General features: G+C 65.6%; 11 protein-coding genes. 7 read left to right on the top strand and 4 right to left on the bottom strand.

Annotation, left to right across the window (positions count from 1 at the left end; genetic code table 11):
- Positions 1-500 precede the first annotated feature (500 nt).
- The 4 genes from QW881_RS00650 to QW881_RS00665 all read left to right on the top strand — a co-directional run bounded on the left by QW881_RS00650 (position 501) and on the right by QW881_RS00665 (position 5,062).
- Positions 501-1,739 (top strand): FAD-binding protein, encoded by a 1,239-nt coding sequence (locus QW881_RS00650; RefSeq protein WP_315754653.1) that lies wholly within the window; start codon positions 501-503, stop codon positions 1,737-1,739.
- The gene (gene glcF, locus QW881_RS00655) at positions 1,736-3,058 is read left to right on the top strand and encodes a glycolate oxidase subunit GlcF (protein WP_315754655.1); all 1,323 of its coding nucleotides are present in this window, start codon (positions 1,736-1,738) and stop codon (positions 3,056-3,058) included. The genes QW881_RS00650 and glcF overlap by 4 nt, the downstream gene beginning before the upstream one ends.
- A gap of 75 nt (positions 3,059-3,133) precedes the next feature.
- Complete coding sequence (locus QW881_RS00660) at positions 3,134-3,589, top strand: hypothetical protein (protein WP_315754657.1); 456 nt, start codon at positions 3,134-3,136, stop codon at positions 3,587-3,589.
- Between the two features lie 477 nt (positions 3,590-4,066).
- A complete protein-coding gene (locus QW881_RS00665; protein WP_315754659.1) occupies positions 4,067-5,062 on the top strand; it encodes a TorF family putative porin in 996 nt (331 codons plus the stop codon).
- A 310-nt stretch (positions 5,063-5,372) separates the two neighbouring features.
- Here QW881_RS00665 and QW881_RS00670 read toward each other — a convergent pair whose 3' ends face one another.
- The gene (locus tag QW881_RS00670) at positions 5,373-7,133 is read right to left on the bottom strand and encodes an ABC transporter ATP-binding protein/permease (RefSeq protein WP_315754661.1); all 1,761 of its coding nucleotides are present in this window, start codon (positions 7,131-7,133) and stop codon (positions 5,373-5,375) included.
- A 321-nt stretch (positions 7,134-7,454) separates the two neighbouring features.
- On the opposite strand from QW881_RS00670, the gene QW881_RS00675 reads away from it, so the two are divergent.
- Together QW881_RS00675 and QW881_RS00680 are read left to right on the top strand one after the other, a co-directional pair.
- Positions 7,455-9,119 (top strand): L-lactate permease, encoded by a 1,665-nt coding sequence (locus tag QW881_RS00675; RefSeq protein ID WP_315754663.1) that lies wholly within the window; start codon positions 7,455-7,457, stop codon positions 9,117-9,119.
- Between the two features lie 150 nt (positions 9,120-9,269).
- Positions 9,270-9,677, top strand: a complete 408-nt coding sequence (locus QW881_RS00680; RefSeq protein WP_315736552.1) for an META domain-containing protein — start codon at positions 9,270-9,272, stop codon at positions 9,675-9,677.
- 244 nt (positions 9,678-9,921) lie between these two features.
- Here the strand turns inward: QW881_RS00680 and QW881_RS00685 are convergent, their stop codons facing one another.
- From QW881_RS00685 to groES, 3 genes are all read right to left on the bottom strand, one after another.
- Positions 9,922-11,115: a hypothetical protein gene (locus tag QW881_RS00685; RefSeq protein ID WP_315754665.1), complete on the bottom strand. Its 1,194-nt coding sequence runs from the start codon at positions 11,113-11,115 to the stop codon at positions 9,922-9,924.
- A gap of 142 nt (positions 11,116-11,257) precedes the next feature.
- Positions 11,258-12,901 carry a chaperonin GroEL gene (gene groL, locus QW881_RS00690; RefSeq protein WP_315754667.1) on the bottom strand — a complete coding sequence of 548 codons (1,644 nt, stop codon included), beginning with the start codon at positions 12,899-12,901 and terminating at the stop codon, positions 11,258-11,260.
- A 121-nt stretch (positions 12,902-13,022) separates the two neighbouring features.
- Positions 13,023-13,319 carry a co-chaperone GroES gene (gene groES / locus QW881_RS00695; RefSeq protein ID WP_008961387.1) on the bottom strand — a complete coding sequence of 99 codons (297 nt, stop codon included), beginning with the start codon at positions 13,317-13,319 and terminating at the stop codon, positions 13,023-13,025.
- 331 nt (positions 13,320-13,650) lie between these two features.
- Here groES and QW881_RS00700 point away from each other — a divergent pair, with 331 nt between their 5' ends.
- Positions 13,651-14,157, top strand: a complete 507-nt coding sequence (locus tag QW881_RS00700) for a hypothetical protein (RefSeq protein ID WP_315736555.1) — start codon at positions 13,651-13,653, stop codon at positions 14,155-14,157.
- Positions 14,158-14,193: the final 36 nt, after the last annotated feature.

The following is a 14,193-nucleotide window of genomic DNA, read 5'->3' on the forward strand; positions in this document are numbered from 1 at the left end:
AGTTCCTGCACCCGATCTTTCGATGGCGGACGAAGGATGGATGTGCACATGAGGGCGTAGGGCGGATTAGCCGAAGGCGTCATCCGCCATGTGTCTCGGAAGGTCGGCGGGTTACGCTTCGCTAACCCGCCCTACGGGCTGGGGAGTACGCGATGCCCGGGCTTGTTCCGCCTGCGGGGCCCGGCGCCTCGCGGGGCGAAGGCCCGGCATCGACGTCTTTCCTTCTCCGGATTCGACGACGTGGATGGCCGGGACAAGCCCGGCCATGACGACGTTGAGACAGCTCGGCCGGACTCTGACGGCGTCATATGCGATAGTCCTGCAGGGCAGCGAGGCCTCGATGCCGCAGAGCACGACGGCGGGGCCATGCAGATCGCGCGTGAACGTTCCGTCGTGGCCGCCCTTGTGTCCGGCCGGCAACGCTTTAGAAGGGCTCCAACGCTGGTGGCCGCGCGTTGCGCCGGGCCGCCTGTCATCATCAACAAGCAAGGCGAGCAGCGGTGGACGCCCTCAAAGTACGCAACGCAGCCGACGTCGAGGAGGTGGTTCGCGCCGCGATCGCCAGCGAGCAGCCGCTCGACGTCATCGGCCATGGCTCGAAGCGCCAGATCGGGCAGATCACGACCACCAATGCCGTGCTCGATCTGTCGGCCCTGAGCGCCGTCATCGCCTACGAGCCGAACGAGCTGATCATCACCGCGCAGGCCGGCGCGCCGCTCGCCGACCTCTTGTCGCTGATCGATTCGAAGAGCCAGCAATTCGCGTTCGAGCCGATGGACACGGGACCGCTGCTCGGGACGACGGGCCGGGGCACGCTGGGCGGCATGATCGCGGCGGGGCTGGCCGGTCCGCGGCGCATCCGCGCCGGCGGGGTGCGCGACCATCTGCTCGGAGCGCATGCCGTCTCCGGCTTCGGCGAGAGCTTCAAGACCGGCGGCAAGGTGGTCAAGAACGTCACCGGCTATGATCTCTGCAAGCTGCTGGCGGGCTCCTGGGGCACGCTCGCGGTCATGACCGAGGCGACGCTGAAGGTGATGCCGCGGCCGGAGTCGGAGCGCACCCTGGTGCTGCGCGGGCTCGACGACCTCAAGGCCAACCGCGCCATGACCGCGGCGCTGGGGTCGCCGTTCGACGTGTCGGGCGCCGCGCATCTGCCGGCCTCCACGCTGCGGCCGGAGGTCGATGGGCTGAGCCCGATCGGCTCGCCGCGCGAGGCGGTCACGGTGATCAGGCTCGAGGGCATCACGGCGTCCGCGGCGCATCGGGCGGCGTCGCTCGCCAAGCAGCTCGCGACCTTCGGTCCGGCCGAGATCATCGCGGACGACGCCTCCGCCGATGTCTGGAGCGCCGTCCGCGACGTGCTGCCGTTCGCGGCCAATGGCCCGCTCGGCGCCTGGCCGGTCTGGCGGATCGTCTGTCCGCCCGTATCCGGCGGCGTCATCGGACAGGCGCTGACGCGCCAGACCGGCGGCGAGGTGATCTATGACTGGGGCGGCGGGCTGATCTGGGCCGCGCTGCCGCCGCAGCCCGATGCGTCCGCGGGGCTGGTGCGCAAGCAGGCCGAGGCCGTTGGCGGCCACGCCACCCTGCTCCGCGCGTGGGACGAGATGCGTCTGGCGGTCGACGTCTTCCAGCCGCAGCCGCCGGGTGTCGCCGCGCTGGAGGAGCGGGTTCGCGTCTCCTTCGATCCCAAGACCATTCTCAACCGCGGCCGTATCAGGCGGAGCGTTGCGTCATGAAGACCGAGTTCACCTTGGCGCAGCTCGCCGATCCCGACATCGCGGTCGCCGACAAGATCCTGCGCGCCTGCGTCCATTGCGGCTTCTGCACGGCGACCTGCCCGACCTACGTGCTGCTCGGCGACGAGCTCGACAGCCCGCGCGGCCGGATCTACCTGATCAAGCAGATGCTGGAGAAGGACCAGGCCCCGACCGCCGACGTGGTCAAGCATATCGACCGCTGCCTGTCGTGCCTGTCCTGCATGACGACCTGCCCGTCGGGCGTCCACTACATGCACCTCGTCGATCAGGCGCGGGGGCGAATCGAGCAGCGCTACCAGCGCCCGCTGACGGACCGGCTGCTGCGCGCCGTGCTCGCCTATGTGCTGCCGCGGCCGCGCGAGTTTCGCCTCGCGATGACCCTGGCGCGGCTCGGCCGGCCGTTCAAGGCGCTGCTGCCGGCGTCCTCCGCGACGCAGGGACCTGTGCCGAGCCTGCTGCGGCGCGTCAGGGCGATGCTCGACCTGGCGCCGGCCGCGGCGCTGCCGCCGCCCGGGCCCGCGGGCGGTAGCGTATTTCCGGCGCAAGGCGAGCGTCGCGGCCGCGTGGCGCTGCTGCAGGGCTGCGCGCAGGCGGCGCTGGCGCCGCGCATCAACCAGGCTGCGATCAGCGTCCTGACGCGGCACGGCGTCGAGGTCGTGCTGGTCAGGGACGAGCAATGCTGCGGTGCGCTGACCCATCACATGGGGCAGGATGCCGACGCGCTGGCGCGGGCGCGCGCCAATGTCGACGCGTGGACCGCGGAGATGAAGCGCGGCGGTCTCGACGCCATCCTGGTGACGACCTCGGGCTGCGGCACCGTCATCAAGGACTACGGACACATGCTGCGCGAGGACCCGCAATATGCAGCGCCCGCTGCGGCCGTGTCGGCCATGGCGAAGGACATCAGCGAGTATCTCGCAGGTCTCGATCTGGTCTCCGCATCTCGGCACGACGACCTCGTCGTGGCCTATCACTCCGCCTGCTCGCTGCAACATGGGCAGAAAATCACGAGCATTCCGAAAGAATTGCTTTCCAAGTGCGGATTCGTGGTGAAAGATATACCGGAGAGTCATTTGTGTTGCGGTTCGGCGGGGACCTACAACATTCTCCAGCCTGACATCGCGATGAAGCTGCGCGATCGCAAGGTCGCCAACATCGCGACCGTCAAGCCGAATGTGATCGCGGCAGGCAATATCGGCTGCATGATGCAGATTGCCAGCGGCACCACCGTTCCCGTCGTGCACACCGTTGAGCTTCTCGACTGGGCGACGGGCGGTCCGCGACCAGGAATGATTTGACGGACGGGCGCGTGCTGACTGCCGGCCCGTCCCGCCGGATGAGTTGATCGATCGGCGGCAACTGGAGGGATTCTGATGGCGAAGGACAAGAAGGCGAAGAAGGACAAGAAAGACAAGAAGAAGCTGATGGCGCAGGCCAAGACAGCCAAGAAGGCGACGAAGAAGTCCGCCAAGAAGGCTGCCAAGAAGTCCGCGAAAAAGGCTTCCAAGAAGGCTGCAAAGGCGCCGGCCAAGAAGGCGAAGAAGACCGTGAAGGCCGCGGCGAAGAAGGCGGCCAAGAGCCCGGCCAAGGCGCCTGCCAAGAAGGCTGCTGCGAAGAAGGCTCCCGCCAAGAAGGCCAAGACGGCGGCCGCAAAGGCTCCCGCTGCGCCGAAGAAGAAGGCCGCCAAGAAGCGGGCCCCGAAGATGGCTCCCCTGGTCGAGACCCCCGAAGTGAGCGCAACCGAATCGGCTGCCGAAACCAGTTGGGCGATGCCGAGCGTGGCACCCGAGGAGCACGAGGACGGAGAGGGGACTGCCTCCGGGAGCTGATCTTTCCGGATCGGATCGTTTTCACCACCGAACGAATTCACATCGGGAGGCCGCGGCGGCAACGCTGCGGCCTTCTCGTTTGTTGTTGCCTCCGTCTGTTGGCTCCGTTTTGGCTGGCCATCTTGTCGATCTGCTTGTCGCCAGCGTCGCCCCCGCAGATCTACGGCCGGGCGAATCCGATCCCGATGCGCTGCGCCATTTCGCTTGCGGCACGACGAGTCAGCGTGCCGGCACACCCGAATGTGCGTCCTGGGGGGCTCTAGGACACGGAGATTTGTTGTTCAAATGCAACACGCGCTGACTACCTGCCGTGGAATTGTCAAAACGCCCAAAAAGGCGGCAGATGCCGCGCTTTTTTGCTTCACCTGCGGCGAGACCCTGGCACAAATTGCGTCTGGATGACGCGGCCGGTCTTGTTTGCGCCCTGGGGGGCCAATGTGGGGCAGGCTTTTTCGAAATAGGGTGATGGGGATCGTCATGAAAAAGTGGGCTTTGCTGGCAACGGCGCTGGCAATGGTTTCGGGATCGGCTTCGGCGGCGGACATGGCGGTCAAGGCCTATAAGGCTCCGCCCCCGGTCGCGTTTGAACCGTGGGATATCGCGTTCGGCGCGGCGATCATGAACGACTACGTCTTCCGCGGCATCACTCAGTCGAACCACAAGCCGTCGGTCGCCGCCTATTTCGAGCCGCGCTTCAACGTCAACAAGGACCTGCAGTTCTACGTCGGCGTCGCTGGCGAGAGCATCTCCTTCCCGAACCGGGCTGCGGCCGAGATCGACATCTACGGCGGTATCCGCCCGACCTTCGGCGCCTTCGCCTTCGACATCGGCGTCTGGGGCTACCTGTATCCGGGCGGCACCTGCTATTACGGCGGCGGCGCCACGACGGACTTCGCCGGCCGCGCGCTGAGCGCCGAGTGCCAGGCCAACACCTTGACGAACTTCAACACCATGAAGAAGGACGTCAGCTTCTTCGAGGTCTACGGCAAGGGCACCTATACGGTGAACGACAACTGGTCGTTCGGCGTCACCGAATTCTATACCCCGAGCTTCCTGAACTCCGGCGCCTGGGGCAACTACGCCTCGGTCACCGGCAAGTATACCGCTCCGAGCACCCTGTTTGGATCGAGCGGCGTCGGCATGTACGTCTCGGGTGAGTTCGGTCGCCAGTGGTTCGGTACCACCGACAGCTTCTACGGCACCGCGGCCTTCCCGAACGGCATCCACTACGCCGACTACAACACCTGGAACGTTGGTGTCGGCTTCACCTACAAGGTGTTCACGCTGGACCTGCGCTATTCCGACACCAACCTGTCGAAGGGCAATTGCAACGCCTTCACTGGCGACTTCACCGCCGGCGGCACCACCAACGTCACCGCGATCAACCCGGGTGGCCTGGGCTCGAAGTGGTGCGGTGCCACCGGCATCGCCAAGCTCTCGGTCGACCTGACGGCGATGACCAACCTGAAGTAATCGTCCCAAGGCGGATCGAAATTCCTGACGAGGGCGGCAGAGCAATCTGCCGCCCTTCTGCGTTGGCGGTGGCTCGCCGTGGTCGCTCGGGCGTCTTGCCGTCCTTCTGGAACGCCATCTTCTGGAACGCCATGGCTCGGACGCCGCCGGGGCAATTGTACTTCTCATCATCGGCGCAGGGGCGCGATGAGATCCCTGGCGCGCCCTCGGGACAATGGGCTGCGTTCGGGACGGATCTCTCAGACCCCTTGCCGATGGAGGCGCGCCGCCTTGCGGCACATCTCCATTCCATGAGGTCGCGGCGCTCCCTTCAATTGCCTCCACCCGCGGTCGCGTCGGCAGCCTTCTCAGTCTGTCGCAGCGCGAACCGGTCGCCATCCCGAATCAGCTCGACCTTCCGATCATGGAACTCGTGCAGGGTCGAGCGGTGGCCGATCGAGACGACGGTGGTCTGGGGCAGGCGTTCGGCGATGACCCGATACAGCCTCGCTTCGCTCGGCTCGTCCAGCGAGGCCGTGGCCTCATCGAGGAAGAGATATTGGGGCGCATGCAGCAGCGCGCGGGCAATTCCGAGCCGCTGCTGCTCGCCGAGCGACAGCATCCGATTCCAGTGCGAGTCCTCGTCCAGGCGGTCCGCAAGTTGTGGCAGACCGACGGCCACCAGCGCCTCCCTGACCTGCTCGACGCTGAAAGCGTCGGCGGCCGCGGGATAGACGATCGCCGCCTTGAGCGCGCCGATCGGGAAATAGGGCCGCTGCGGCAGCATCATCAGCTTGGCATGCGCGGGCACGCTGATCGCGCCGCTGCCGAACGGCCAGACCCCGGCGATGGCGCGGAACAGCGTCGACTTGCCGGCGCCGGAGGGGCCGGTCAGCAGCGTGCGCTCGTTGTTGCCGATGCTGAACCCGTCGGCCGCGACCAGCGGCAGGCCATTGGGCAGCTTCAGCAGCAGCTGGGCGAGATCGATGCTGTCGCCGGCATGGTCGACGACATCGATCGTCTGCGGCTCGCCCGAGAGCTTGTGCGCGCTCTCGATGGACATGTCGAAGCCGTCGAGGCGGGCGACGGTCGAGCGCCAGTCGGCAAGCGTCCGGTAAGTCGTCACGAAGAACGACAGCGCGCCCTGCACCGTCGAGAAGGCGGACGCCGTCTGCATGATGCCGCCCATCTGGATCGACTTGGCGAAGTAGGCAGGCGCAACGAGCACATAGGGAAAGATCACGGCCGCCTGTGAATAGCCCGCCGTGAAGGCCGTCAGCCGCTTGGTCCGGCTCATGATCTGGTACCAGTTCTGGACGACCCGGCCGAAGCGGGTTCCGAGCTGACCCTGCTCGGCGCCTTCCCCGCGCAGCAGCGCGATCTGCTCGGAGCTCTCGCGCACCCGCACCAGGTTGAAGCGGAAGTCGGCCTCGTAGCGCTGCTGCTCGAAGTTGAGATTGACGAGCGGCGAACCGATCCAATGCGTCAGTATGGTGCCGAAGACCGCATAGATCAGCGCGATCCAGACCAGGTAGCCGGGGATCGCGATGTCGGTGCCGAACAGTTGCAGCGGGGCATCGGTCGACAGCCCCCAGAGCACCACCATGAACGAGGCGAGCGAGACGATCGAGCTGAGCAGGCCGATGGTGATGTTCAGCGTCTTGTCGACAAACAGCTGCACGTCGTCGGCAATGCGCTGGTCCGGGTTGTCGGCGATGTCGCCCTTGAGCTGCATGCGATAGTGCGTGGCGTTGTCCAGCCAGCGGCGCAGGTAGACGTCGGTCATCCACCGCCGCCAGCGGATCTGCAGCCATTGATTGAGATAGAGCTGGTACACGGCCAGGATGATGAAGATGGTCGCCAGCACGGCGAACACGCCGATTTCCCAGATGAAGCTGTTCCAATCATACTGCTGCAGCGCGTTGAAGAACCTGTTCTGCCACTGGTTCACCAGCACCTGGATCGCAACGAGCGACAGTTCGATCGCAATGACGGCGGCGAGCAGGATGCGGCCGGCGACCTTGTCCTCGGAGCGGAAGTAGGGAATGGCGATCCGCCAGACGGTGGCGACGGTCGAGCGCAGATTGTTCACAGAGGGGCTGCTCCTGAGAAAAGGTCTTAACGGGCTGACGAAAAACGAGAAAATCGCAGTGATTGCCGCCTGTATAGACTAAAGTCGTAATATGGCGGGTGACCGCCGGCTTGTCGGTCGCGTGTGACAAACCGTAGCATGGGGCAGGGGAGAGGGACTGCGACCGCCGCCAGATTTCGCGAGAATTTGAGCAGAGTTGGGCGTTGCCGGTTTTGTGATCTCCTTTTCCGACCTTTGCCAGGCTTGGGGGCCTGGGCGAGCAGACCTGATCCGTCCCGCCGGACCGGGTCCAACAACAAGAACGTGGGGGGAGAAGTCACGATGTGGAATCAAATCTACGACCCGATGGGGAGCCCGGCGCTGTCGACGCTGGCCGCCGCCGTCCCGGTGGTGACGCTGCTGGTGCTGATCGCCAGCGGCAAGGTGAAGGCACACATCGCGGCGATCATCGCCGTGATCCTGACCAACCTGATCACGATCTTCGTGTTCACGATGCCGGCCAACATGTCGCTGCGCGCGACGTTTCTGGGCGTCATCACCGGCTTCTTTCCGATCGGCTGGATCGTCCTGAACGTCATCTTCCTCTACCAGGTCACGGTCTCGACCGGCCGCTTCGAGTTGCTCAAGCGCGCCATCGGCGGCGTCACGGAGGACCGGCGCCTGCAGCTGTTGCTGGTCGCCTTCTCGTTCGGCGCGTTCTTCGAGGGCGCATCCGGCTTCGGCACACCGGTGGCGATCACCGGTGCCGTGCTGATCGGCCTCGGCTTCTCGCCGCTCGCGGCGTCCGGCCTGTCGCTGATCGCCAACACCGCCCCGGTCGCCTATGGCGCGCTGGGCACGCCGATCCAGGGCCTCGCCTCGGTCACCGGTCTCGACCCCTACATCCTCGGTGCGATGGTCGGCCGGCAGCTGCCGGTGTTCTCGCTGATCGTGCCGTTCTGGGTGATCTGGGCGTTCGCGGGCTGGAAGGGCATGAAGGACATCTGGCCGGCGATCCTGGTCACCGGCGTCTCCTTCGCGGTGCCGCAGTTCCTGATCTCGAACTACATCAATCCGTGGATCGTCGACATCGGCGCCTCGCTGATCTCGATGGGCGCGCTGATCCTGTTCCTGAAGGTCTGGCAGCCGAGGCAGCTGTGGCTGTCGCCGGCGTTGCGCGGGCGTGACGAATCGGCGGCCACTATGACGGCGGCGAAGCCACTGGACCGCACGCCGCTGACGCAAGCCGAGCTCTGGGGCGCGCTGCTGCCCTGGATCATCGTCTGCGTGATCATGCTGATCTGGGGCAACGGCGCCTTCAAGGCCTGGGCGAACTCGATCTTCACCTGGAACTATCCGGTGCCCGAGCTCGACAAGCTGATCAACAAGATGCCGCCGGTGGCTGCGAAGCCGACACCGGAAGGCGCGGTGTTCTCGTTCACCTACCTGACCTTCACCGGCACCGGCATGCTGATCGCCGCGATCATTTCCGGCTTCCTGATGGGTGTCGGACCGGGCAAGCTGATCGCGGAATATGGCCGTACCATCCGTCTGTGCGCGATCTCGCTGATCACGATTTCGGCGATGCTGGCGATCGGCACGCTGACCCGGCTGTCCGGCGTCGACGCAACGCTCGGCCTCGCCTTCGCTGCGACCGGCGTGCTCTATCCGTTCTTCGGCACCTTGCTCGGCTGGTTGGGCGTGGCGCTGACGGGATCGGATACGGCCTCGAACGTGCTGTTCGGAAACCTGCAGAAGATCACCTCCGAGCAGCTCGGCCTGTCGCCTGTCCTGATGGCGGCTGCCAACTCATCCGGTGGTGTCATGGGCAAGATGATCGATGCGCAGTCGATCGTGGTCGCCTCGACCGCCACCAACTGGTACGGCCACGAGAGCTCGATCCTGCGCTACGTCTTCCTGCATTCGATCGTGCTGGCCTGTCTGGTCGGCCTGTTCGTCACCTTGCAGGCCTACGTCTATCCGTTCACGGCGATGGTGCTGAAGTAGCAACACCGGCAGCGACAAAAGCCCCGCGCCGCAGCTGCGGCGCGGGGTTTGCTATGTTTGGAACACATTTGTGCGGGAGCCGTGGCGGCGGGGATCACGGTCGTCGCCTGGAAGGCGCAACCCTGCGTGTGATTGGTCTGAAGAGGAACGATGCAAGTGTTGAAGCGTGGCTGCGCCGTGGCGATGATGGCGTTGTCGATGTCGGGCCTGCCGCTTGCCGGCGCGTCGGCGGAGGAGTTTCCCTTCGGAATGGAGATGACGCTCGATGCGTTACCAATGCCCGGCTCGAAGCGCGTGCCGGATCTCGACATCGGCGACAACGGCGAGACGGTGCTGGAGCTCTGGTGCAAGGGCGGCAAGGGGCAGTTCTCGGTCGCCGGCAACACCATCGTGTTCATCGCCAGCAAGATCGAGGATCGCAACTGCCCGGCGGCGCGCGCCCAGGCCGACGACGAACTGATCGCGGCGCTGAGCGCGGCGACGAACTGGAAGCGTCAGGGCGACCTGATCATCTTCATCGGACCGAAGACGCTGCGCTTCCGGCTCAACACCAATTGAGCCGAGACGGCCGTTTCCAAGTCCTGGTCACATCGATATCGACATGGAGATCCCCGCTGTCACCCTCCCCCTCCAGGGGAGGGGCGGCTCACATGCGCTTCGCGCATATGAGCCGGGGTGGGGTGTTCTCTCCACTTGCACCGGTTTCCGCGGCTCACCCCACCCCGCTCGCCCGCTTTGCGCGCGATCGATCCTCCCCCTCCAGGGGAGGGTGACAGCGCGGCGCCTGCCGTCATGGCTCGCTTTACTTCCAGACGGAGTTGTCCGCATCCCAGCGCTTGGCCTTGAAGGCCTTCGCCAGCTCGTCGATGGCGCCGCCATCATCCCGCGTGTCGCCTTCCTCGTCGCCCGAGGATTCGTCCGACAGGATCAGCTTGGCGCTCGATGCCTCATCGATGGTGGTCGTCGTCGGGCTGCTGATCCAGAGCATCAGCGCGTCCGCGCCGCCCGGCTTGTCCGCCGAGACGAGGCCGGTGACCTCGATGACGTCGGTCAGCTCGAGCGCCGGCATCAGCTGGCTCGGCCGCTTCAACGTCAGCTTCAGCTTGCCGCTGACCGGATTCCACGCCGCACTCGTCGGCTTGGCATTGTAGGTCTTGGCCAGCACGTCGGAGATGGCGCCCGCCAGCTTGTCCTTGTTGATCTTGTCACCGTCGCGCCAGTCGGCCGCCGCAAAGCGGATGGTGCGGTCCATCTCGACCGTGCCGGCGGTCCAGCCGGCGGTGACGACGCCGTTCATGGTCCGCGCCTTCGCGATCAGTGCGCCGGCTCGTTCGGGGTCGACGGTCATGCTGATGGTCTGCTCGCCCGCGCGCAGTGCGTCGCAGCTCACGATGAGGCTCGACAGCGAAACTTCGACGTTCTCGCCCTTCAGGCTCTTGAGGAAGTCGGTCACCGCGTCGAGCTTGAGCCGGACCGAGACCGCCTCGGGCGAGACGTCGGTGAAGTCCTTCGGCTGGGCGCTGATGCCGTCGTCGCTCGACTGGCTCTCCTGGAACTCTTTCTCGCTGACGTCGGAATTGTCGGTCGACGCCACCTCGGTGACGGTCTTGCCGATCGCGATCTGTCCGCGGAACTCGAACGTGTCGCCGGTCGGCTTGCGATTCAGCTTCACCGTGACCGGCTCCTTGGCGCCGTTGCTCTGGGTCGCGCCGGTCAAGGTCTGGCCATTGACGGTGAGGCTCACCACGAAACGGTCCTTGCGGTCCGAATTCTTCGCGACGGGATAGCAGACGTCGAGCGTGGCCGCGGTGACGGTCTTGCCTTGGCGCGTCTCCTTCAGGATCACGTCGGCATTGCCGTCCATCAGGCCGTCGATCGCGGTGAAATAACGTGTCTCGCTGGTGGGGGCGGCCTTCGTCCCGCTCTTGCTCTGGGCCCAACCGAGTTCCGGCGCGGCCGCTGCAATCACGGCCAGCGCAAGCAAAATCGCGCGCATCTGAAAATCCTTGTGGGGGCAGAATCGGCCTTAAGCTGTAGCGCCGATTTGCGATCGCTGCACCCCCGGGCGCGGACACTCGGCCAAAAAGAAGGCCGCCCGGAGGCGGCCTTCCTGAACGTCTCGGTGAGGCAAGGGGGGCTCAGAAGCCCATGCCGCCCATTCCACCCATGCCGCCGCCGGCCGGCATCGCGGGAGCTGCGTCCTTCGGCAGCTCGGCGACCATGGCCTCGGTGGTGACCAGGAGGCCGGCGACCGACGAGGCGTCCTGCAGCGCGGTGCGGACCACCTTGGCCGGGTCGATGATGCCCTTGGCGACCATGTCGACATAGTCCTCGGTCTGGGCGTCGAAGCCGAAGGTCTCGGACTTCTCGTCCAGGATCTTGCCGACCACGATCGAGCCCTCGACGCCGGCGTTCTCGGAGATCTGGCGGATCGGAGCCTCGAGCGCCTTCAGCACGATGTTGATGCCGGCCTGGACGTCCGAATTGGCGTTGGTGATGCGGCCGACCGCCTTCTTGGCGCGCAGCAGCGCCACGCCGCCGCCGGGGACGATGCCTTCCTGCACCGCAGCGCGGGTCGCGTTGAGGGCGTCCTCGACGCGGTCCTTCTTCTCCTTGACCTCGATCTCGGTCGCACCGCCGACGCGGATCACCGCGACGCCGCCGGCGAGCTTGGCCAGACGCTCCTGCAGCTTCTCGCGGTCGTAGTCCGAGGTGGTCTCCTCGATCTGCGCCTTGATCTGGCCGACGCGCGCCTCGATGTCGGCCTTCTTGCCGGCGCCGTTGACGATCGTGGTGTTCTCCTTGTCGATCACGACCTTCTTGGCGCGGCCGAGCATCTTGATCGTGACGTTCTCGAGCTTCATGCCGAGGTCTTCCGAGATCAGCTGACCGCCGGTCAGGATCGCGATGTCCTCGAGCATGGCCTTGCGGCGATCACCGAAGCCCGGCGCCTTGACAGCGGCAACCTTGAGGCCGCCGCGCAGGCGGTTGACGACCAGCGTCGCCAGCGCCTCGCCCTCGACGTCCTCGGCGATGATCAGCAGCGGACGGCCCGACTGCACCACGGCTTCGAGCACCGGCAGCATGGCCTGCAGGCCGGACAGCTTCTTCTCGTGCAAGAGCACGTAGACGTCGTCGAGCTCGGCGGTCATCTTCTCGGCGTTGGTGACGAAGTACGGCGAGAGATAGCCGCGGTCGAACTTCATGCCTTCGACGATGTCGACCTCGGTATCGAGCGACTTGTTCTCCTCGACCGTGATGACGCCCTCGTTGCCGACCTTCTGCATCGCCTGGGCGATCATCTTGCCGATCGCGGCGTCGCCATTGGCGGAGATGGTGCCGACCTGGGCGACCTCGGAGGACGAGGCGACAGGCTTGGCGCGCTTCTCGATGTCCTTGATCACGGCGGCGACCGCGATGTCGATGCCGCGCTTGAGATCCATCGGGTTCATGCCGGCGGCAACCGCCTTGGCGCCCTCGCGCACGATGGCCTGGGCCAGCACGGTCGCGGTGGTGGTGCCGTCACCGGCGGTGTCGTTGGTCTTGGAGGCGACCTCGCGCAGCATCTGCGCGCCCATGTTCTCGAACTTGTCCTCCAGCTCGATCTCCTTGGCGACGGTGACGCCGTCCTTGGTGATGCGCGGAGCGCCGAAGCTCTTCTCGATGACGACGTTGCGGCCCTTCGGGCCGAGCGTCACCTTGACGGCGTTGGCGAGAATGTCGACGCCGCGCAGCATGCGGTCGCGTGCGTCGCCGGCGAATTTGACGTCCTTGGCTGCCATTTCAAAATTCTCCTGGAGTAGACCTCGACGGCGAGGGGCGTGATCGCCCGTCTGTCGCCGGAACGAGGTTGCAGAGCATTTTCGCCCGGGGCGGCTGATCGCCGCCCCCGGCAGGTCGGAATCAGGCGACGACGCCCATGATGTCGGACTCCTTCATGATCAGGAGCTCCTCGCCGTCCAGCTTGACCTCGGTTCCGGACCACTTGCCGAACAGCACGCGGTCGCCGACCTTGACGTCGATCGGGATCAGCTTGCCGCTCTCATCACGGCCGCCCGGGCCGACGGCGACGACTTCGCCCTGCGAGGGCTTTTCCTTGGCGCTGTCGGGAATGATGATGCCGCCCTTGGTCTTCTCTTCGGCGTCGATGCGCTTAACCACGACGCGGTCGTGCAGGGGACGAAACTTCGATTTGGCCATGACGGATCCCTTTTGGGGTGCTTGGATAAGTTGTTGCTGTCGGAGGAAATCTGAATGCGGCCACATTTGACGCCCACTTGGCGCCAACTGGCTCGCAGCCTTAGCAATCGCGCCCTCCGAGTGCTAAAGACCGCTCGGGGAAATATGGCTTGCGGCTGTTCCTGTCAAGCAACGGCCGGCAGTTAAGCCGTTCTTGAGGCTGTTAGGGGATGTTGTCCCGGGCCAGACATGTTAGTGGAGCGGCGTCGTCATCCGACGTCATTGCTCTGACGAGCGTTTTGGGTTTGGTTGCCGGACGGGGCAGCTACGATCTTGTTCCTAAGGGGATGCCATGACGAGTTCACGGTGCGCGCGGCCGGTTGCCAATCTCGCGATCGCGTCGGCGCTCACGATGCTTCTGGGAGCGTGCACGGGCTTCAGCCTGTCGCCGTCGCCCCCCATGCAGACCGAGGCGCCGGTCGAGCCCGAGGTTCCGGCGACGATCCGCCCCGAGGATCTCGTCGGCAAATGGGGCCTCGCCGCTTACAACAACCCCAACGACCGTCCGCGCACCGAGAAGATGGCGTTGGCGCAGTGCAAACAGCCCTATGTCATCGGGGCGGGCACGTCCGGCGGTGTCGTGATGCATCTGGCCGACCAGGCGACTCCCCAGGAACTGCGCCTGAAGGGGTCGGCCAGCGGCAAGAACTACATCGGCCCGGCCGGACCGCCTGGCGGCGAGCAGGACCGCGAGGTCGTCTCCTTTGACGGCCGTGTGCTGATCACCCGCTTCGTCGACAAGGATGCGGCGACCCGTTACCAGACGATGGTCTACGTCCGCTGCGGACCGCGCGCCTGAGATCCGGGCGAACATTCTGCAAAGGTCGAGAGTCGA

The sequence above is a fragment of the Bradyrhizobium sp. SZCCHNS3016 genome, assembly GCF_032484535.1.
GTDB lineage: Bacteria > Pseudomonadota > Alphaproteobacteria > Rhizobiales > Xanthobacteraceae > Bradyrhizobium.